19 protein-coding genes are annotated in these 18,954 nt (G+C 64.3%); 6 read left to right on the forward strand and 13 right to left on the reverse strand.

The genetic code is table 11. The annotated features are described in order from the left end of the window. Positions 1-39: 39 nt before the first annotated feature. Both ocd and rocF read right to left on the reverse strand, forming a co-directional pair. Positions 40-1,101: an ornithine cyclodeaminase gene (ocd, locus tag V8U06_RS21810; RefSeq protein WP_427142493.1), complete on the reverse strand. Its 1,062-nt coding sequence runs from the start codon at positions 1,099-1,101 to the stop codon at positions 40-42. 22 nt (positions 1,102-1,123) lie between these two features. After that, positions 1,124-2,044, reverse strand: coding sequence for an arginase (gene rocF, locus V8U06_RS21815; protein ID WP_427142494.1), 921 nt, complete (start codon positions 2,042-2,044; stop codon positions 1,124-1,126). Positions 2,045-2,163: 119 nt separating this feature from the next. Here rocF and V8U06_RS21820 point away from each other — a divergent pair, with 119 nt between their 5' ends. Continuing rightward, complete coding sequence (locus V8U06_RS21820; protein WP_427142495.1) at positions 2,164-2,601, forward strand: Lrp/AsnC family transcriptional regulator; 438 nt, start codon at positions 2,164-2,166, stop codon at positions 2,599-2,601. A 42-nt stretch (positions 2,602-2,643) separates the two neighbouring features. Here V8U06_RS21820 and solA read toward each other — a convergent pair whose 3' ends face one another. From solA to V8U06_RS21850, 6 genes are all read right to left on the reverse strand, one after another. Next, a complete protein-coding gene (gene solA, locus V8U06_RS21825) occupies positions 2,644-3,789 on the reverse strand; it encodes an N-methyl-L-tryptophan oxidase (protein WP_427142496.1) in 1,146 nt (381 codons plus the stop codon). Positions 3,790-3,804: 15 nt separating this feature from the next. Continuing rightward, a complete protein-coding gene (locus V8U06_RS21830; RefSeq protein ID WP_427142497.1) occupies positions 3,805-5,292 on the reverse strand; it encodes an HAL/PAL/TAL family ammonia-lyase in 1,488 nt (495 codons plus the stop codon). Beyond that, the gene (locus V8U06_RS21835; protein ID WP_226922178.1) at positions 5,289-6,065 is read right to left on the reverse strand and encodes an ABC transporter ATP-binding protein; all 777 of its coding nucleotides are present in this window, start codon (positions 6,063-6,065) and stop codon (positions 5,289-5,291) included. The genes V8U06_RS21830 and V8U06_RS21835 overlap by 4 nt, the downstream gene beginning before the upstream one ends. A 14-nt stretch (positions 6,066-6,079) precedes the next feature. Continuing rightward, positions 6,080-6,787 carry an ABC transporter permease gene (locus V8U06_RS21840; RefSeq protein WP_226922177.1) on the reverse strand — a complete coding sequence of 236 codons (708 nt, stop codon included), beginning with the start codon at positions 6,785-6,787 and terminating at the stop codon, positions 6,080-6,082. Beyond that, entirely contained in the window at positions 6,787-7,512 is a 726-nt protein-coding gene (locus tag V8U06_RS21845) for an ABC transporter permease (RefSeq protein ID WP_226922176.1), read from the reverse strand. The genes V8U06_RS21840 and V8U06_RS21845 overlap by 1 nt, the downstream gene beginning before the upstream one ends. Before the next feature lie 92 nt (positions 7,513-7,604). Next, a complete protein-coding gene (locus V8U06_RS21850; protein ID WP_226922175.1) occupies positions 7,605-8,447 on the reverse strand; it encodes a transporter substrate-binding domain-containing protein in 843 nt (280 codons plus the stop codon). A gap of 173 nt (positions 8,448-8,620) precedes the next feature. Between V8U06_RS21850 and hutC the strand changes: the two genes are divergently transcribed. Then, positions 8,621-9,376, forward strand: coding sequence for a histidine utilization repressor (hutC, locus tag V8U06_RS21855; RefSeq protein WP_427142531.1), 756 nt, complete (start codon positions 8,621-8,623; stop codon positions 9,374-9,376). Between the two features lie 51 nt (positions 9,377-9,427). On the opposite strand, the gene V8U06_RS21860 is transcribed toward hutC, so the two are convergent. Further along, a complete protein-coding gene (locus tag V8U06_RS21860; RefSeq protein WP_427142498.1) occupies positions 9,428-12,208 on the reverse strand; it encodes an aminotransferase class I/II-fold pyridoxal phosphate-dependent enzyme in 2,781 nt (926 codons plus the stop codon). Between the two features lie 556 nt (positions 12,209-12,764). Here V8U06_RS21860 and V8U06_RS21865 point away from each other — a divergent pair. Then, positions 12,765-13,406: a YoaK family protein gene (locus tag V8U06_RS21865; protein WP_427142499.1), complete on the forward strand. Its 642-nt coding sequence runs from the start codon at positions 12,765-12,767 to the stop codon at positions 13,404-13,406. Here V8U06_RS21865 and V8U06_RS21870 read toward each other — a convergent pair. Next, positions 13,403-13,612, reverse strand: coding sequence for a hypothetical protein (locus tag V8U06_RS21870; RefSeq protein ID WP_427142500.1), 210 nt, complete (start codon positions 13,610-13,612; stop codon positions 13,403-13,405). The genes V8U06_RS21865 and V8U06_RS21870 overlap by 4 nt on opposite strands. 11 nt (positions 13,613-13,623) lie before the next feature. Continuing rightward, positions 13,624-14,562 carry a phytanoyl-CoA dioxygenase family protein gene (locus V8U06_RS21875; RefSeq protein WP_427142501.1) on the reverse strand — a complete coding sequence of 313 codons (939 nt, stop codon included), beginning with the start codon at positions 14,560-14,562 and terminating at the stop codon, positions 13,624-13,626. 180 nt (positions 14,563-14,742) lie between these two features. On the opposite strand from V8U06_RS21875, the gene V8U06_RS21880 reads away from it, so the two are divergent. The 3 genes from V8U06_RS21880 to V8U06_RS21890 all read left to right on the forward strand — a co-directional run bounded on the left by V8U06_RS21880 (position 14,743) and on the right by V8U06_RS21890 (position 17,608). Next, positions 14,743-15,546, forward strand: coding sequence for a helix-turn-helix domain-containing protein (locus V8U06_RS21880; RefSeq protein ID WP_226922170.1), 804 nt, complete (start codon positions 14,743-14,745; stop codon positions 15,544-15,546). 142 nt (positions 15,547-15,688) lie between these two features. Next, complete coding sequence (locus tag V8U06_RS21885) at positions 15,689-16,585, forward strand: dihydrodipicolinate synthase family protein (RefSeq protein WP_427142532.1); 897 nt, start codon at positions 15,689-15,691, stop codon at positions 16,583-16,585. A 108-nt stretch (positions 16,586-16,693) separates the two neighbouring features. After that, positions 16,694-17,608 (forward strand): DMT family transporter, encoded by a 915-nt coding sequence (locus tag V8U06_RS21890; RefSeq protein WP_427142502.1) that lies wholly within the window; start codon positions 16,694-16,696, stop codon positions 17,606-17,608. Between the two features lie 51 nt (positions 17,609-17,659). Here V8U06_RS21890 and V8U06_RS21895 read toward each other — a convergent pair whose 3' ends face one another. Together V8U06_RS21895 and V8U06_RS21900 are read right to left on the reverse strand one after the other, a co-directional pair. Beyond that, positions 17,660-18,445 (reverse strand): anti-sigma factor family protein, encoded by a 786-nt coding sequence (locus V8U06_RS21895; protein WP_427142503.1) that lies wholly within the window; start codon positions 18,443-18,445, stop codon positions 17,660-17,662. Further along, positions 18,442-18,951 carry a sigma-70 family RNA polymerase sigma factor gene (locus V8U06_RS21900; RefSeq protein WP_427142504.1) on the reverse strand — a complete coding sequence of 170 codons (510 nt, stop codon included), beginning with the start codon at positions 18,949-18,951 and terminating at the stop codon, positions 18,442-18,444. The genes V8U06_RS21895 and V8U06_RS21900 overlap by 4 nt, the downstream gene beginning before the upstream one ends. Positions 18,952-18,954: the final 3 nt, after the last annotated feature.

Genomic DNA, 18,954 nt, shown 5'->3' on the forward strand with positions numbered 1-18,954 from the left:
GCCTGTCGGCAGACCGGGCGGTGACAATTCATGCGGATATCAGGCCGCGTTGAGCTTCTTCTCGCAGCGCAGCAGCATGCCGTAGAGGTCACGCGGCTCGTCGGGATCGGCAAGGAGGTCGAGTTCGGCGAACATGCCGAATTCCGAGATCTTGTCGCGCACGTAACGAAGGGCGGAGAAGTCCTCGATGGCGAAGCCCACGCTGTCGAAGAGCGTGATCTGATCCGCGCTCCGGCGGCCTTCGACCTCACCGGTCATGACCTGCCAGAGCTCGATGACGGGGTGTTCGGCCGGCAGTTGCTGGATCTCGCCTTCGATGCGCGTCTGCGGCGGATATTCGACGAAGATGTCCGAGCGCAGCAGGATGTCCTTGCTGAGTTCGGTCTTGCCGGGGCAGTCGCCGCCGACCGCGTTGATATGCACGCCCGGGCCGACATGGTTGTCCGAAAGGATCGTCGCATATTGCTTGTCGGCGGTCACGGTGGTGACGATGTCGGCGCCTTCCACCGCTTCCTCGACGGAGGAACATTCCACGATGGTGAAGCCGAGGCCGGCGAGGTTGCGGGCGCATTTGCCGGTCGCCGATGCGTCGATGTCGTAGAGGCGCAGCGTGTCGACGCCGAGCAGCGACTTGAAGGCGCGGGCCTGGAATTCGCTCTGCGCGCCATTGCCGATGATGGCCATGGTGCGGGCATTCGGCCTTGCGAGATACTTGGCCGCGACAGCCGAGGTTGCCGCCGTGCGCAGCGCGGTCAGGATCGTCATCTCGGTCAGCAGCATCGGATAGCCGTTGCCGACATCGGAGAGAACGCCGAAGGCCGTTACGGTCTGGCGGCCGTCACGCGTGTTCTTCGGGTGACCGTTGACATATTTGAAGCCGTAGAGCGTGCCGTCGCTCGTCGGCATCAGTTCGATGACGCCCTCCTCGGAATGGGAGGCGACGCGCGGGGTCTTGTCGAAGACCGGCCAGCGGCGGAAGTCTTCTTCGATGGTCGCGGCCAGTTCCGTCAGGAACCGGTCGATGCCAACCTTCAGGACCAGCTTCATCATGTGGTCGACGCTGACGAACGGGACGACGTTCAATTTCGGATCGGTGTTCATGCTTTCCTCCAGCAGTAGCCAATCAGCCTGCAACGGTCGGGCGATCCATCACCCGCTTGCCCATGAGGCTGGAAACGAGATCGACGAGCAGCTTTGCGGTCTTGCCGCGCTCGTCGAGGAAGGGGTTCAGCTCGACGATGTCGAGGCTGGAAACCAGGTTGCTGTCGTGCAGCATTTCCATGATCAGATGCGCCTCGCGGAAGGTCGCGCCGCCCGGCACCGTGGTGCCGACGGCCGGCGCGATGTCCGGCTCGAGGAAGTCGACGTCGAAGCTGACATGCAGGAGGCCGTTTGCGGCGCGGACCCGCTCGATGAAGGTGCGCACGAGGACGGCGACGCCGTGTTCGTCGATCACGCGCATGTCATGCACGGTGATGCCGGTCTTGCGGATGGCGGCCTGTTCGGCGGTGTCGACGCTGCGAATGCCGATCATGCAGACGTTTTCCGTGGCGACGGGATGGGCGAGCGCCGGGAAATAGCCGTCAAAGCCGGTCTGGCCGGTATAGTAGGCGACCGGCGTGCCGTGCAGGTTGCCGCTGACCGTCGTTTCAAGCGTGTGGAAGTCGGTATGGGCATCGAGCCAGAGCACGAAGAGCGGCCGGCCGCTTTCGGCCGCCCGGCGCGACAGACCAGCGACGGTGCCGGCCGAGATCGCATGGTCGCCGCCGAGGAAGATGGGCATGCCGGTCTTGCTGTGCTCATAGGCTGCTGCCGACAGCGCCTCGACCCAGGCGACCGTTTCGCCGAGATGATGGACGGCCTTGTTCGGGTGCGGCATCTCGTCGAAGGGACGGGGGGTGAGATTGCCGGTGTCCTTGACCGTGTGGCCCAGTTCTTCCAGCGCCGCGCGAAGGCCGGCGATGCGAAGGGCGCTTGGCCCCATTTCGCAGCCAAGCTGCCCCGCACCGATTTGCAAGGGGGCGCCGATCAGCGTGCAGTCCATGGTGTACTCCCGATTGGTTTTCCCGACTTTAGAGGCCTCCAGTGGCAGATTGAATATTGAATTTTGGCATGTCGGAAGGGCATAATGACCAAAATGACAAGCCTGAGGATCAATTTGGCATGGATGACCTCGACCAGAAGATCGTGACGCTGCTGCGCGGCAACGGCCGCCGCAGCGTTTCGGACCTCGCCCTCGAAACCGGCGCATCGCGGGCAACCATCCGGGCGCGCATCGAGCGCATGGAGCAGGACGGCACCATCCTCGGCTATACCGTGATGCTGCGCGCCGATGCGCTCGAGGACGTCATCCGCGGCGTCATGATGATCGAGATCGAGGGTCATGTGACGGATCGCGTCATCCGCAAGCTCGGCGGCTTCCCGGAGATTTCCCAGATCCACACGACGAACGGCCGGTGGGATCTCCTGGTGGAACTGTCCGCCTCGAGCCTTGCCGAGTTCGATGCCGTCCTGCGCAAGATCCGCCTCGTGCCGGGTATCACCGGCAGCGAAACGAGCCTGCTCCTGTCGACGCCGCGGTCGACGAAGGCAAAACTCTGACAGGCTTCAACGTACCGGCCTGCCTTCCGATCCGGCCAGGCCTCACGCCTTCACGCCGAAATGCCGTTCGAACGAGAACAGGGATGTCGGCAGGCGGGAGCCGCCGTCGAGTGCGAGATCGGACAGGATTTCGCCGACCACGCTGGTGAACTTGAAGCCGTGACCAGAGCAGGCCGAGGATACGAGGACATTGCGGTGCGACGGGCTGAAATCGAGCAGGAAATCTTCGCTCGGCAGCATGGTGTAGCGGCAGGTCGTGGCGCGCAGGCGCACCGATGCCGCCATGGGAAGGCGCTTGCGCGCAAAGGTGTCCAGCAGAGCGGTATCGGCGTCGTTGACCGGCGGATTGGCGAGGGTGGGATCGATCGGCTCGCGGAAATGGGCATGGCGACCGATCTTGACGCCGTCGATGCCGATGGCCGGAAAGCCGAAATAGGAGCCGTTCTCGCCCTCGTCGCGCAGGAAGCAGGGCATGCGGCCCGGCGCGGCGACGAAACCGTCTTCCGGCTGATACCAGGCAACGACCTGCCGGATCGGCACGGCATGGGGGCGAAGTTCGGGAACGAGTTCGGCAATCCAGGCGCCAGTCGCCACGATGACCTTGCGCGCGCGATACGCGCCCGTCGTGGTCCGGATATCGACGCCGTGCTCGTCCGGCTCGATGGCCACGACCTTTTCGCCGAAATGCAGTTCCGCGCCGTCCTCGGCCGCAAGCTTGAGGTAGCCCATGATCGCGGCTTCGGGCCGGATATAGCCGCCCTGCGGATCGAGCAATCCGATCTCGCCGTCCTCGAGCGCGAAGGCCGGGTAGCGGCGCGCCATTTCGCCCTTGTCGAGGATTTCGTGGGTCAGGCCGTGCAGGTCGCAGGACGCCTTGGTGCCGCTGACGATCTTGCTGTCGGGACGGCCGATCTGCAGCACGCCGGTGACGGTGAGGATGTCCGCGCGCAGCCGCGCCTCCAGCGCGCGCCAGTTTTCATAGGCGCGCTTGAGAAGGGGCACATAGGACGGATCCTCGAAGTAGCCGAGCCGGATCAGCCGGCTGTCGCCGTGCGAGGAACTGAGGGCATGCGCGGGAAAATGCGCTTCCAGCCCCAGGACGCGCGCGCCGCGCGCGGCGGCGAAGGACGCCGCCGCGCTTCCCATGGCGCCAAGACCGATGACGGCGACGTCGAACTCTGCGGGCATTGCTTGCCTTTCCCGTTATGCGGCCGGCGTTTCCCCGGCGATCAAGGCCCTCAGCGCCGTGATATCGGCGCCGAGCGGCCGGTCGTCCTCGTAATGCGCCACCCTGGCGCGGGCCATCGAATGCAGGATTTCCGTGCCGGCGGCACGCTTGCCCTTGCCGGTGAGGAAATCATGCGCCTGCGCTGCGGCCATCAATTCGATCGCCAGGATATGCTCCGCATTGTCGAGGATCGCCAGCAGCTTGTTTGCCGCGGCCGTCGGATGCGCGAGGAAATCCTCCTGCAGGCCGGAGGTGATGCCGCCATCGGTGGCGGCCGGGGCGGCGAGGCGCCGGTTGTCATTGCTGAGCGCCGTTGCGGTGTATTGCGCGATCATGAAGCCCGAATGGCTGCCGGCATCGCTGGCGAGGAACGGCGGCAGGCCGCTGACCAGCGGATTGACCAGGCGGTCCATGCGCCGTTCGCTCATCGCTGCGATCTGCGCGATTGCAATCGCCAGACTGTCGGCCGCCTGGCCGAGGGCAGGGGCGACGGCGTGGGCCTGCGAGGAGACGACCGGATTATCCGGCGTGCCGGAGACGGCGGGATTGTCGGTGACGGAGGCAAGCTCGCGGTCGACGACGCCGCCGCTCTGATCGAACACGTCCCAGGCCGCGCCATGCGCATGCGGCACGGAGCGGAGGCTGAGCGCATCCTGCGTCCGCTTGCCGACGGCCGCCGCGATCAGGCCGCTGCCGGCAAGCCGCGCGCGCAGCCTCGCACCGACCTTGGCAATGCCCGCGGACGGGCGAAGCGCAAGGACCGCTTCGTCAAAGGCCGCCATCTGGCATCCGGCGGCTTCGAGCGTGAGCGCGGCGATGGCGTCGGCCCAGTCGAGGAGGCGTTCGGCGCGGGACAGGGCAAGCGCCGTGAGGCCGGTGGCGCAGGCCGTGCCGTTCACCAGGCTGAGGCCTTCCTTGGCCTCGAGCACCAGCGGCGCAAGGCCGATGGCCGCAAGCGCTTCGCGCCCGGTCCTGTGCTCGCCGCGCACCCGCGCATGGCCTTCGCCGATCAGGACGAGGGCGGTATGCGCATTGTGGGTGAGGTAGCCCGCCGAGCCTTTCGCGGGAACGTCCGGAATGCAGTCCTGCGCAAGGAAGGCCGCGAGATGGCTGACGACCGCCGGGCGCACGCCTGAATGGCCGTGGCAGAAATTGGCGATCTGCGCGGCGATGATCGCGCGAACCTCGCGCGGCGCCAGCAGCGGGCCGACGCCGCAGGCATGGCTCAGCACGATGTTGCGCGACAGCCGGCTCTGCGACGCGATGTCGACGACGGTATCGGAAAGCGCGCCGACGCCCGTATTGACGCCATAGGCGCGAATGCCGGCTGCCACGATGGCGTCGACGATGTCTCTTGCCCGTGCGAGACGGGCGATTGCCCGGTCGGAAAGGACGAGCGCTTCGCCGTCACCGATCCGCGCGACTTCCCGCCAGGAAAGTCCGCCGTCGAGAAGGACGCTCATTGGCCGTTTCCGAAATGGCCGATGAACTGCCGGAAAGCCGGCGACGCGCCGCTGCCGAACATGTCATCCGGTGCGCCGCTGCTGTCGACCAGGCCCTGGCGCATGAAGACGACACGGTTGGAGACGTTGCGCGCGAAGCTCATTTCGTGGGTGACGACCAGCATGGTCATGCCTTCTTCGGCCAGCGCGCGCATGACGCGCAGCACTTCGCCGACGAGTTCGGGGTCGAGCGCCGAGGTGGGCTCGTCGAACAGCATGACCTTGGGCTTCATGGCGAGCGCCCGGGCGATGGCCGCGCGCTGCTGCTGGCCGCCCGACAGATGGGCCGGATAGGCATGGCGCTTGTCGGCGATGCCGACCTTTTCGAGCAGCGCTTCGGCTTCGGCGATGCATTCGGCCTTGGGGCGCTTCAGCACATGCACCGGGCCTTCGATGACGTTCTGCAGGATGGTCATGTGGGACCAGAGATTGAAGCTCTGGAACACCATGCCGAGTTCGGAGCGGATATGGTCCACCTGCTTCTGGCTTGCCGGGCGGCTCTGCCCGTTCTTGTGCACCATGCGGATCTGTTCGCCGTCGACGAAGATCTCGCCGTCGGTCGCCGTCTCCAGAAGGTTGATGCAGCGCAGGAACGTCGATTTGCCGGAGCCGGAGGCGCCGAGCAGCGAAATCACGTCGCCATCCTGCGCATCGAGCGAAATGCCGCGCAGGACCTCGTGGTTGCCGAAGCTCTTGCGGATGTTGCGGACTGAAAGGCGGGTCACACCAGGCATCGGTCGAGCCTCCCTCAGGCTTTGACTGCCGCCGGCGGGGCCGCGCGGCGATGTTTGGAGAGCGAACGTTCCAGCAGCGCCATGGCCTGCAGGATCAGGAAGTTCAGGATGAGATAGATGAGCGCGGCGCAGAGGAAGACCTCCATCGTCCGGTAGGTCTGCGAGATCAGGCGCTGTGCGACGCCGGTGACCTCCCAGACGGTGACGAGGCTGGCGAGCGCGGTCGACTTCATCATCAGCACGATTTCCGTCGAATAGGCCGGAAGGGCGTGACGGAAGGCGATGGGGGCGATGATGCGGCGAACGAGAAGGAAGCCCGACATTCCGATGGCACGGGCCGCCTCGATTTCCTTCGGCGAGACGGCACGGATGCCGCTGCGGAAGATTTCCGCCGAGTAACCCGCCGTGCAGAGCGCCAGCGACAGCACGGCGCAGACGACAGGCTCGCGCAGGAACGGCCACAGGAAGGAGTAGCGGATGACGCCGAACTGGCCGAGCCCGTAGAAGACGAGGAACATCTGGATCAGCAGCGGCGAGCCACGGAAGATGAAGATGTAGCCCTTGGCGAAGCCGGACAGCAGTTTGTTGCTGCTGACGCGCATGGTCACGATCACCAGCGCCAGAAGGCAACCGAAGAACACCGAGAGCGAGAACAGCAGAAGCGTCGTGGGCACGGCCGCGAGCAGCGTACCCATGGCGGAGGCGAGGAAGGTGATATCCATCAGGCCTGCCCCATGGCTGCGGTCGGCATGCTGCGGTTCGCGCGCCGTTCGGCACCGTTGAACACCCGGTCCGAAAGGCTGGTCAGCACGAGGTAGAGAATGCCGCCGACGATGTAGAAGAGGAAATATTGCCGGGTCGAGCCAGCGGCCACCTGGCTGGTACGCATCAGTTCGGCAAGGCCGGTGACCGAGATCAGCGCCGAATCCTTGAGCGTCAGCTGCCAGACATTGCCGAGGCCGGGAATGGCGAAGCGCAGGACCTGGGGCATGACGACCCGGCGCAGGCGCAGCATGCGGTTCATGCCGATCGCCGAGGCTGCCTCGAGTTCGCCCTTGGCGATGGCGAGATAGGCGCCGCGATAGACTTCGGCCTGATAGGAGCCGGAGATGATGCCAACGGCGAGCGCGCCCGCGGCGAAGGATGGCAATCCGAGGAACCCTTCATAGCCCATCCACTGGCCGACCGCCGTGACAGCCGACGAGCCGCCGAAATAGATGAGATAGATGATGAGGAGTTCCGGCACGCCGCGAAACACGGTCGTGTAGATATTGCCGAGGCTGACCAGCAGCAGGTTGCCCGACAGTTTGGCGATCGCCACCAGGGTGCCGAGCACGGCCCCGATGAAAAGCGCCGTCGCCGTCACCGCGAGGGTCATCAGCGTGGCGACCAGAAGCAGCGCGCCCCACCCATTCTGGCCGAAGCCGAGGAGTCCCAAGGTTGTCATGTCCGTGTCCCGTCGATTGCGGCATCAAGACAAATGCGTTCCGGGTCTCCGGCGATCCGCCGGAAACCCAAATCGCGACGACGTATCCCGCCTTATTCCTGCGGGCTGACGTCCACCTTGAACCACTTCATCGACAGGTCTTTCACGGTGCCGTCGGCCAGAGCCGACTTGATGGCCTCGTTGAATTTGTCGCGCAGATCCGTATCCGCCTTGCGGATGCCGAGACCTTCGCCTTCGCCCCAGATCGGGCCGACGATTTCCGGGCCGGTGAAGGCAAGCGCGCCGTTCGCTGCGGCAAAAGCATTGCCGAAATAGACGGCGTCGTCGAAGCCGAGGTCGATACGGCCGTTCTGGAGGTCCAGATCGCGCTCGGCGCCGGTCTTGTATTCGCGGATTTCAGAGGTCGCGCCGAAATTGTCGTAGATGAACTTGGCATAGACGGTCGCCGCCTGGATGCCGATCGTCTTGCCGGCGAAGGCTTCCTTCAGGGCGTCGACTTCCTTCACGCCGGTCTGGCCGGGCGTCATCTTGACGATCGCACCCGTTCCGGTGGCGTTGGCGAGCGGGCTGTCGGCCGCCGTCGCGAAGGCTGCCGGGGTGGCGGCATAGGGAATGGTGAAGTCGATGATCTGCTTGCGCTCTTCGGTGATCGACAGCGCGTCCATGATCACGTCGAACTTGCCGGCATTCAGCGCCGGGATCATGCCGTCCCAGTCGGAGGCGACCAGCGTGCATTCGATCTTCGCGCGCTCGCAGAGCACCTTCGCCAGTTCGGGCTCGAAACCGCCGAGCGTGCCGTCGGCATTGGTGAGGTTCCACGGCGCGTAGGCGCCTTCGAGCGTGATCGTCGCCGTCTTCCAGTCCTTGGCAAGGGCCGGCGCCGTAAGCGTGGCCAGAGCGGCCGCGCCTGCAAGAATGACATTCCGCAGTTTCATGTGATTGCTCCTCTCAGGTTGTTGGTCGTCGTTGCCTGCCGATCTTTCGCCGGCTTGCCGCCATCGCTTGCGCTCCGGGGAAGTTGTATATGGTACCATAAGAAAAAATTTGTGTTATGCAAGAAGGAAGTTTAGGTTTTTGACGATTGATCGTGGTGGTGAGGATTGTGACGATGAAGCGTGGCGGCGAAATGCGCAAAGAGCTGGCGGCGAACGACGCGACCCCCCTTTACGCCGGCGTCAAGCAGATCATCCTCGACAGGATCCACAGCGGCGAGTGGCCGCCGAAATACCGTGTCCCCTCGGAAAACGAGCTGGTGATGGAGCTCGGCGTCAGCAAGATGACCGCCAACCGCGCCCTGCGGGAACTGGCGAACGAGGGCGAACTCGTTCGCATCCAGGGGGTCGGTTCCTTCGTCGCCGAACGCAAGGGCGTGTCTGCCCTGTTCGAGGTTCGCAACATCGCCGAGGAGATCGCCGAGCGCGGCCATGTCCATGAAGCCAAGGTGGTTGCGCTGGCAAAAGCCTCGGCGCCGCCGGATGTTGCGGATGCGCTCGGCCTCGAGATCGGCGCGCCCGTCTTCCATTCGCTCATCGTCCACAGCGAGGAAGGCGTGCCGGTCCAGATCGAGGATCGATACGTCCACCCCGGTATCGCGCCCGATTATCTCGGTCAGGATTTCTCCGTCATCACGCCCAATGCCTATCTCTCGGCCATCGCGCCTCTGAGCGGCTCCGAGCATGTCGTCGAAGCCACCATTCCGCAGCCCTGGGAATGCAAGCTGCTGATGATCCTGAAGACCGAGCCCTGTCTGATGATCCGGCGCCGCACCTGGTCGGATCGCGGAATCGTCTCGACGGCACGGATCATCTATCCGGGCCAGCGGTACCGGCTGGAAAGCCGCAGCGGGACCATACCAGCCGCCTAGTTGTATATGGAACATTGGTTCTTCACTGGTATTTGTCTCGCATAGACATCCCTATGTCGTTGCCTGTCGGTCCTGCGCGCCGCGATAGGACTCCAGGGCTTTCTCCGTGAATACCCGGAAGCCGAGCTCGGGCCGGAAGCCATGGATTTCCCGCACATCGAGCGCGTGCAGATATTCGAGGATCGCAGCGCTGATGATCTGGCCGGGGACGAGGATGGGGAAACCGGGCGGATAGGGGATCACGAACAGCGCCGAGACAAGTTCGCGCCCGCCCGCAATCGCCCGCTCGGCTTCGGTGAGGCCGATATATTCGCAGCTCGTATCGTCATAGGACATGAAGAAGGCGGTGCGCATGTCGCCGTCGCGGGTTGCCATGTTGCTCGTCGGCGCCGTCTGGCAGAAGGCCGGATGGAACGCGGAGAAGTCGGGCAGCGGCGGCTGTTCGAGCGTCAGGGAGCGCACCCGCTTGTCATGGATGCGCCGCTCGACCATCGACAGGTCCTTCACCCGTTCGTCGATGTCGCGCGCGATCTTCACCAGCACCTCGATGAGATGGGCGACGCCGGAGCGCGTGCTGCCGATATTCGTCATGAACAGCACGGTGTTGCGCGAGGTCTTGTTGATCTGGATATTGTATTTATCCATCAGGTGCTTGTTCTTGAACGTATCGCCGTCGAGGCCCGTCGCGCCGATTTCCAGCGTGGCACGCGTCGGGTCGAGCGCGAATTCGTCCGTCCGCCAGGCGGTTTCGAAATTGCTCCAGCCGGTCTTCTCGTCGAAATAGGATTCAGCCTTCGATTCACGGTATTCCGGCGGGACGAGATCGCCGACGCCGAGGAAGCGGAAGTATTTCTTGAGCAGCGGATGGCTGAACACCTGCTCGCGCAGGCTCATGGCGAGTTCGAGCTGGCGCTGGACGAGCTCGTAGCCCTCCAGTTCCACCTGCCGGCGGCCGACGTCCAGCGAGGCGAGGATCTGGTAGTTCGGCGAGGTCGAGGTGTGCGTCATGTAGGCTTCGTGGAAAGCCTCCTCGGTCTTGTCCTTGAAGTCCTGGTCCCAGATGTGGATCATCGAGCCTTGCCGCAGCGCCGTCAGCGTCTTGTGCGTCGAATGGGTCGCATAGACGCGCACCCGCGCCTTCGCGGGGTCCGGCAGAAGCCGCGTGTTCAGCACCCTCTCGTCGTCGTCCCAGGCGTCCTCGTCGAATTCGGCGCGGAAGGCCTCGTAACGCTCGGCATAGTCGGGGTCCTGCAGCATGGCAGAGATCTTGGCGGCGCTGCCCATGGCGGTGCGCTGGCGGTAGATCGGGTGGCAATAGGCGAAGGCGAACCAGGCTTCGTCCCACAGGAAGACGAGGTGCGGGGCAATCGCAAGGCACTCCATCATCACGCGCTCGACGTCATAGACGATGCCGTCGAAGGTGCAGTTGGTAAGCAGCAGCAGCCGTACGCGATCGAGCATGCCGGCATGCTTGTAGGCCAGCAGCGTCTGTTTCAGTTGCCGCAGGGGCACGGCGCCGTACATCGAATAGTCGTTGAGCGGATAGGAATCGAGATAGCCGACCTGCGCCCCGGCGAGCACCAGCCCGTAGTGATGCGACTTGTGACAGTTGCGGTCGACCAGCACGACGTCGCCGGGTCGCACCAGCGCCTGCACGACGACCTTGTTGGCCGTCGAGGTGCCGTTGGTGGCGAAGAAGGTGCGCTTGGCGCCGAAGGCACGCCCGGCGTATTCCTGCGCGAGCTTCAGGGGGCCGACGGGGTCGAGCAGGGAATCGAGGCCGCCCGACGTGGCAGACGTCTCGGCCATGAAGAGGTTCATGCCGTAGAACTGGGCGAGGTCGCCGATCCAGTTCGAGTTCTGGATGGACTTGCCGCGGGCAAGCGGCAGGGCGTGGAAGACGCCCGTCGGCTGCTTGGCATAGTCGCGCAATGCGTTGAAGAACGGCGTGCGGTGGCGCACGGCGACGCCGCGCATGATCGAGCGGTAGAGTTCGGCGTGGTCCTCCTCGCGGAAGAAGACGCGCCGGAAGGTTTCGCCCATGCGCGCGGCGATGTCCTCCACATTGACGTCGGTGACGAGGTAGAGGTCGAGCTCGGGGCGAAGCTGCGCGATCTGCCGGCCGAGCAGCGGGCCGCGCTCGGATTCGGGCAGCGCCTCGATGCCGGCGTCCAGACCGTCGAGCAGGCGGCGTAGCGCCGTCAGATGATGGTTCTGCGAGCGGAACGGGAAGCCGTAGCGGATGACCACGGCCTGGAGATTGAAGTTGACGAGCGTCGCGATGAGCGCGTCCTCGAAGCTCGGCACGATGACGATGTCGAAGACGAAGTCGTCATCGGCGCTGCGCTTGCGCTGCACGCGGCGGCGCAATGCGTCCTGCTCGGAGGGCGACATCTCGTCGACGATCAGCACCTCGAAATACGGACGGGAAAGCTGGGCCTGCCGCTCCTCGTCGGTTTCGATCTGCGAGGGCAGGTCCGCCTCGTTTTCCAGCGAGACGCTTTCATGGCGATAGGTCTGACCGGCCAGCATGCGGTGGATGCGCCGCGCAACGAGATGGGCGCGGACCAGCTCGCGCCGCTCGACCATTCCCTTCAGTTCCGAAAAGACCCGCTCGCCGGGAAAGGCCCAGTAGGTCTCGATGGGGGAAAGCGCCTTGATCGTGCGCGTCACCCGCTTGAGCGTTACGGCGAAGTCGGGGTGATCATGGGCGATGGCCGAGAGCCGGCCGAGATCGTCGACCAGCAATATCCAGCTGTCGGAGCGCATCTCCCAGATGCTGCGGCAGCTGTCGATCGATATTTCCGTGACGTCGGTCATCATTGCGTCCATTGTCGTTATTCCCCCTGCTTCAAGCTTCGGCCGCCAGCGCGGTGCGGCCGGCCGAAACAACTCTAAGGCCGGATCTGCGCCTTCAACACCGTCTAATCCCACGGGTTTTACTGCGATTTCACACTGTCAGAGGCTGCTGCATTCGCGGTAAGCAGGCAAGAACGATCGGGGGCGGGTATCTTTGGGATGCCGGTATCGATGCTTTCCATCGCGTCGCCCCGACGCTGCGGCCCGCCGGACGGCGTTTGCCCGGGCGCCGGATGTCCGGATCCCGTTTACGGACGCAGTGATGCGGAATGCCTCCATATGACGCGTCCTCCCAGCCGGCGTGCTATTATGTATAGTCATAATATTTATTATGTCTAGACATATTTTGAGTATTGGGAGAATTCCCGCTTCCAAACCACCTGCTGTCGATTTACGCGGCCGGCTTGCGCGGGCTATGACGTGTCATTCGCAGCACCGATGACGATTCTGCGCCCTCCTTTGGCCAAGCAGCTCCATATTCAAAATGCTGATTCATGAAGGCGATACGAGAACCCCGGCCGTAGACCTGATGCTGGCTTCCATCCTGGCCTTCGTCGCCGGCGGCGTGAACAGCGCCGGCTACATGGCCTTCCAGTATTTCTCCGCGAACATGACCGGCAATGTTTCGATGGCGTCGGAACTGGTGTCGATTTCCCGGCTCGACATGGCGCTGGGTTTCCTGTCGGTCGTGGTGATGTTCATTCTCGGCGCCTTCCTTGCGTCCCTGCTGATCGACATCGGCAAGCGGCAGAGGCGCAACAACATCTATGCGCTGACCTTGGCGGTGGAGGCCGGCCTCCTGCTGTTGGTCGGCTTCACCGTTGCCGTCAGCACCAGGCCGCCGAACGGCATCCTGATGGTGGGGATCCTGAGCCTGACGATGGGCATACAGAATGCGGCATCGACCCGGATATCGGGAAGCCGCGTGAGAACCACCCATGTTTCGGGCATAGCGACGGATATCGGGGTCGGGTTCGCCATGCTTCTCGGCAGCAATACCGGTGGCGAAAGGCCGGCGACCCTCCGGCGCCTGAAACTTCATCTTGTGACCATCGCCGCTTTTGCCCTGGGCGGCGTGCTTGGTGTTCTCGGTTATGAAAACCTCGGCGGCGGCACGTTCTGCGCCCTTGCCGCACCGCTCGCGGCCTTGAGCATGCGCTATCTCCGCTAGAGCATTTCCAGCCGAAGCGGGATCGCTTCGGCGTCGGGTAATGCGGTAAAAACAGAAAGCGAGAGCATTTCCGGCGAACCGTATTTCACCGGCAATCCTCTAGATTCTTTTGTTTTCGTTTGTCTCTTCGGGAAAACCGGTTCCCGCTTTTCCCTGACAAACTTTAGCGGTCGGTGCGCCCCATGGCCCGCGGTCGAGCGGGCCATGGGATCATCCGTTACCAGTGGCTCAGGCCGAGCAGCCTTTCGCCGAGGGGGGAGAGCGTTGCGGTCTTTGCATGCTGTTTCTCCCACGCGCGCGGATCGCCCGGGAAGGCATCTCGCTGGGGATGGTCGAGATCGCGCCAGAGTCGGATGCGTTCTTCCCGCTCGGCCGCGTCGTCGAAGGCGGCAGGATGCATGGAAATGTACTGGGCCATACGCACCCGACCGTCCGAATGGTTCGGGCGAACGCCGTGGGCAAGCAGGGAGTTGAAGATCATCAGGTCGCCCGGCTCCATGTCGATGTTGACGACGGATTGACCGGTCATGTCCGGATGCATCGGGTCGCGGTCTTCCGGCTGGGTCTTCACCCATTGTTCGAAATGCTCGAACAGCCCCGGCACGCACTGGAAGCCGCCGACATCGCCATCCTGCTTCTGGAGGCTCAGCACGCCCTGAACGCCGATCGGCAGCGGGCGGATCGAGGTATCGACATCCCAGTGGATGAAACCGTTCGGGTTGCCCTTGATCTTCTTCGGCGGGTTGAGGTTGGCCCGGTCGATGGTCACCCACAGGTCTACCCGGTCCCAGATGTCGACGAAGGCGTCGTAGACCCGCTGTTCCATGCGATTGTCCCAGAGATACTGGTGATTGTAGATCTCCAGCATGCCGGTATTGTTCAGTTCCTTCATCTTGTGCTCGCGCCGCTGCGGCGCGTACCAGGTGGCGGGATCGCGCGGATCCTTTTCGTCAAAATGCCAGAGCAGGTCGACAAGCCGCTCCACATTGGCCGCAGGCACCGCCTGCCGGACAATGACATAGCCCTTCGTCGTCCAGTGCTCCCAGTCGGCCTTCGACAAAACGCGTAGCGGCAATGTCTTCCTGACATCCTTGAGCTGGGTCGTTGCGGTCGTGGTCGGGTGGCTGTCGCGTTTGGTGGCTTCGGTATGGTCCATGGTCTGCTCCCATCGTGATCGTCCTGACGTCAGGTGATGGGATGAGCCTATACGGGCCATGCCGGCCGTGTTGTCTTCTGATGGCAATTTCTGATACTATTCTGGCGTTCTGTTCTCCCTTGGTGCGTGATGAGGCCACATCGCGAACATCTGACGATCACATCGGACGCATCCTGGAGCATGCTCAACCGGCGGCTCGAGGAGGCCATTCCCTTCGAATGGCATCATCATCCCGAATTCGAACTGACCCTCACGCTGAATTCGCGCGGCCAGCGTTTCATCGGAAACCATGTGGCCAATTACGATCATGGCGACCTCGTCCTGATCGGCCCGAACCTGCCGCATAGCTGGGCATCGCGGGAGAAGATCGTATCGGGGGAGCCGCATGTGGCGCTCGTCTTCTGGTTCCGTCGAGAATGGATGGAAAGCCTTGCCGGCAGTTCCGTGGAGCTGGCGCCGATCCGCCAGATGATCGCCCGCGCGGCAAGCGGCCTCGCCTTCGATCCGGCGCTCGGCCTCGCGCTGGCGGAGGAGTTCGAGGCGATGTTTTCCCGTCCGCCGGCGCAGCGCCTCATCGGCCTGCTTGCCGTGCTCGGTCGGCTTGCTGAAGACAGAAGCAGCCAGCCCCTGTCTTCCGTCGTGCCGCAGCAGATCGGTGAGGATCGGACGCGGATCGACCGCGTCCTTCTGCATCTCCACGCGCACTATCAGCGGCCGCTGTCCATGGAGGAACTCGCCCGTCTTGCGGCGCTCAGCGAATCCGGCCTGCACCGGCTGTTCAAGCGGCATACAGAGGTCAGTATTTCCGATTATCTCATCGGCCTGCGCATCGGCGAGGCCTGCGCCCGCCTCTCGGCAACCACCCAGCCGATCCAGCACATCGCCAACGAGGTCGGCTATGCCTCGCTCGCCAATTTCAACCGCCAGTTCCTGCGCCTTCGCGGCCTGACCCCGCGCGCCTATCGCGCCTCGTTTCGGCGCTAGAGCATGTCAGGTTCATGCAGCTCGACGAGCAGGCGAGGTCTCGGTACGAAACCTGCACGCTGGAGGGACTTGTCGCGGTGACAATGTGGTTGATCGCCTTCAAGCTGCTGGGCGGTCTATGATCGGAGCAAGGAGAATGACGATGACGTTTTTCAACGGCCTTTCGGCCTTTTCGATCACGCCGACCGACGCGGCCGGACGCGTCGATACGGTCCTGCTTGCCCGCCTGCTCGACCGCATCGTGAGCGCGGGCGCCGACTCTATTGGTCTTCTCGGCAGCACGGGCGGTTACGCCTTTCTCTCGCGGGAGGAACGCCGGCGCGCCGTCGACGCCGCGATGGCGAGTGTCGGCGGCAAGATCCCCGTTATCGTCGGTGTCGGCGCGCTGCGCACGGACGAGGCCGAGGCGCTCGCCCGCGATGCGAAGGCGGCCGGCGCCGACGGCCTGCTGCTCGCGCCCATGTCCTATACGCCGCTGACGCAGGACGAGGTCTTCCAGCACATGGTCTCGGTCGCGGCGGCGGGCGGCCTGCCGCTCTGCGTCTACAACAATCCCGGCACCACCCATTTCGTCTTCAGCGACGACCTGATCGCGCGGCTGGCCAAAGTGCCTGATGTCGTCGCCATCAAGATGCCGTTGCCGGCCGATGGCGACATTCGCGGCGAACTCTCCCGCCTGCGCGCGATGACGCCCGCAGGCTTTTCCATCGGCTACAGCGGCGATTGGGGGGCGGCGCAATCGCTGCTTTCAGGCGGCGATGCTTGGTACAGCGTCGTCGCCGGCCTGCTGCCGGCGGAGGCCCTGGCGCTGACCCGCGCGGCGATTGCCGGCGACAGCGCAGAGGCCGAGCGTCTCGGCCAGGCATTCGAGCCGCTCTGGACGCTGTTCAAGGCGTTCGGCAGCTTTCGGGTGATGTATGCCATTGCGGCTCTCCTCGATCTTTGCCATCTCGTGCCGCCGCGACCCATCCTGCCTTTGAGCCCCGCGGATATCCTGCGGGTGAAGGCCGCGCTGGAAAGTCTTGGGGTCGAGGGCTGAGCCTCTTGCATGTTCGCTGCATGGCGCAGGACATGCTTCGATCGACACCGAACTGTTTTCCATGTGTTTCGTGTAGGGTCGGAAAACGGGATTGAAGAGGGAATGGCAATGACATCCGAAAGCACCAACCGGACGACGGATCTCGTCTTGCTGCTCCTGCTTTCGACCCTCTGGGCGTCGTCCTATGCCTTCATCAAGATCGGCGTCGAGACGATCCCGCCGGTGACTTTCATCGCAGCGCGAACGCTCATCGCGGGAAGCCTGCTGCTGATGCTGGTGACGGCGCGGGGCCTTTCGTTGCCGCGGGACCGCGTTACCTGGGGGCGCTTTCTCTTCCAGGCCTGTCTCAACAGCGTTATTCCGTTCACGCTGATCGCCTGGGCGGAGCAGACGACCGATGCCGGTCTTGCGACCATTCTCAACTCGACCTCGCCGATCTTCACGTTCCTGCTGACGGTGCTCGTCGCCCGGCACGAGGCGGTCACGGGGCAGAAGCTGTTCGGGGTTTGCGTAGGCCTAATCGGCGTCTGCCTCATCGTCGGCTTCGAAGCGCTGGGCGGCCTCGGACATGAGGCCTTCGCGCAGATGGTGATCGTCGCTGCCACGATAAGCTATGCGGGTGCTGCGATTTTCGGCAAGAACTTCAAGGGCATGGATCCGATGCTGCCGGCGGCCGGATCGATGATCTGCGGGGCGATCATTCTCATCCCCGTCAGTCTTGTCGTCGACAGGCCCTGGACGCTGGCCCCGAGCCGCGAATCCATCGCCGCCCTGCTTGCCCTGTCCGTCTTCTCCACGGCGCTCGCCTTCGTCATCTATTTCAGGCTCATCCAGACGCTGGGCTCGGTGGGCACGACGGCACAGGCCTATATCCGCGTCCCGATCGGCGTGGGTATTGGCGTCGTGTTCCTCGGCGAGAAACTGCCGCCGATGGCCTGGATCGGGCTGATCTTCGTTGTCGCCGGGGTCATCGCCATGACGCGGCCGGCGCGCAGGGCCACGCCAGAGGCCTACAAGGCATAGAGCATTCCCGTCGACGCGGCATCGCTTCGGCGTCGGACAAGGCGGGCCTTTTCAGGCTTCGCCCGCTTCGAGCTGCTTGTAGGCGAGGGTCGCGATCTCCAGCAGCCGTTCCCGCGGCAGATCCCCCACGAGCGCGCAACTGATCACCTCGTCGCCCCAGACGAAGGCTTCGAGCGGATCGAGCGTGGCATAGCGGAAGGAGGTTTCGCGACCGTCTTTCACCGGCGTGATGTAGAGCGTCACCCGGCGACCGGTCTCGTCCTCGTACATGACCTGCGCCGCCGGGCCGTTCGCCGCCGGCAGCAGCCGCCCGCCGATGAGCGTCAGTCCGCTGGTGGTGAGATCGGGAATGGTCAGCGAGCGGGCGAGACGCTTGGAAAGCCATGTCTTGAGGTGGTCCTTCTCCCCGGCCCAGACTTCCACCGGATGCAGGACTTCGCCGGAATAGACCTGATGGGCCTTCATCGCCTCGTCGGCAAGGGCGATCTGGATCGGTTCTGCCGGTGCGAACGTGCCGCGCCCGTACCAGCCAGCGGCGCCGCCGACGGCAAGCAGGAGAACGGCCGCCGCCGCCATCCGGCCCCAGTGGAGCACCGGGCTCCGGCTCTCCCTTTCGATGCGGCGGATGTCGAGACGGGAGGGCACCGGTTCGCTGGCGGCGGGGCCATAGAGCGCCCGCAACGTTTCGCTCTGCCGCTTCCAGCCTTCCACCTCTTCGGCGATGGCCGGATTGTCGGCGAGATAGGCTTCGACCGCCGCGCGCGCCGGCCCGTCGAGCATGCCGTCGGCATAGGCGTGAAGATCGGACTCGATGGACTTGCGTTGATCGGGGCTCATTTCACAGATCTCAGTTTCGGCGCGCCCGCCTGCATCGCTTCCCGCAGCGTGGCGCGGGCGCGGGCCAGTCGCGACATGAGGGTGCCGACGGGAATGGAAAGCACGGTTGCCGCTTCGGCATAGCTCATCTCCTCGACGGCGACGAGCAGCAGGACCTCGCGGTGCTCGAGCGGCAGCGCCTGCATCGCCCGTGCCGTCTCGGCGAGCGCCAGCCGGCCCGGCTGCACATCGGGCCCGGCCGGGTCGCTGCCCGGCAGGGTTTCGAGTGAAACGGGCGCCGGCGAGCGGCGCAACTGGCGAAGATCGTTGCGATAGACATTGAGCAGGATGCGGAACACCCAGGAGCGGACGGAACCCGAAGGGCGCCAGAGGCCGCGCTTGCGGATCGCCCGTTCCAGGCAGTCCTGGACGAGATCGTCGGCCTTGTCAGGGTCGTGCGTCAGTGCGCGGGCGTAGCGCCGCAACGCCGGCACGCATTCCTCGATCTCGTCCATGAGCTGCGACATCGG

Origin of the sequence: Shinella sp. G-2 (genome assembly GCF_050172695.1) — a bacterium.
Lineage (GTDB): Bacteria > Pseudomonadota > Alphaproteobacteria > Rhizobiales > Rhizobiaceae > Shinella.

Coding starts and splice junctions, on each gene's coding strand:
- ocd (WP_427142493.1), bottom strand. CDS start 1,101: ATGAACACCGATCCGAAATTGAACGTCGTCCCGTTCGTCAGCGTCGAC.
- rocF (WP_427142494.1), bottom strand. CDS start 2,044: ATGGACTGCACGCTGATCGGCGCCCCCTTGCAAATCGGTGCGGGGCAG.
- V8U06_RS21820 (WP_427142495.1), top strand. CDS start 2,164: ATGGATGACCTCGACCAGAAGATCGTGACGCTGCTGCGCGGCAACGGC.
- solA (WP_427142496.1), bottom strand. CDS start 3,789: ATGCCCGCAGAGTTCGACGTCGCCGTCATCGGTCTTGGCGCCATGGGA.
- V8U06_RS21830 (WP_427142497.1), bottom strand. CDS start 5,292: ATGAGCGTCCTTCTCGACGGCGGACTTTCCTGGCGGGAAGTCGCGCGG.
- V8U06_RS21835 (WP_226922178.1), bottom strand. CDS start 6,065: ATGCCTGGTGTGACCCGCCTTTCAGTCCGCAACATCCGCAAGAGCTTC.
- V8U06_RS21840 (WP_226922177.1), bottom strand. CDS start 6,787: ATGGATATCACCTTCCTCGCCTCCGCCATGGGTACGCTGCTCGCGGCC.
- V8U06_RS21845 (WP_226922176.1), bottom strand. CDS start 7,512: ATGACAACCTTGGGACTCCTCGGCTTCGGCCAGAATGGGTGGGGCGCG.
- V8U06_RS21850 (WP_226922175.1), bottom strand. CDS start 8,447: ATGAAACTGCGGAATGTCATTCTTGCAGGCGCGGCCGCTCTGGCCACG.
- hutC (WP_427142531.1), top strand. CDS start 8,621: ATGAAGCGTGGCGGCGAAATGCGCAAAGAGCTGGCGGCGAACGACGCG.
- V8U06_RS21860 (WP_427142498.1), bottom strand. CDS start 12,208: ATGGACGCAATGATGACCGACGTCACGGAAATATCGATCGACAGCTGC.
- V8U06_RS21865 (WP_427142499.1), top strand. CDS start 12,765: ATGCTGGCTTCCATCCTGGCCTTCGTCGCCGGCGGCGTGAACAGCGCC.
- V8U06_RS21870 (WP_427142500.1), bottom strand. CDS start 13,612: ATGGCCCGCTCGACCGCGGGCCATGGGGCGCACCGACCGCTAAAGTTT.
- V8U06_RS21875 (WP_427142501.1), bottom strand. CDS start 14,562: ATGGACCATACCGAAGCCACCAAACGCGACAGCCACCCGACCACGACC.
- V8U06_RS21880 (WP_226922170.1), top strand. CDS start 14,743: ATGCTCAACCGGCGGCTCGAGGAGGCCATTCCCTTCGAATGGCATCAT.
- V8U06_RS21885 (WP_427142532.1), top strand. CDS start 15,689: ATGACGTTTTTCAACGGCCTTTCGGCCTTTTCGATCACGCCGACCGAC.
- V8U06_RS21890 (WP_427142502.1), top strand. CDS start 16,694: ATGACATCCGAAAGCACCAACCGGACGACGGATCTCGTCTTGCTGCTC.
- V8U06_RS21895 (WP_427142503.1), bottom strand. CDS start 18,445: ATGAGCCCCGATCAACGCAAGTCCATCGAGTCCGATCTTCACGCCTAT.
- V8U06_RS21900 (WP_427142504.1), bottom strand. CDS start 18,951: ATGTCGCAGCTCATGGACGAGATCGAGGAATGCGTGCCGGCGTTGCGG.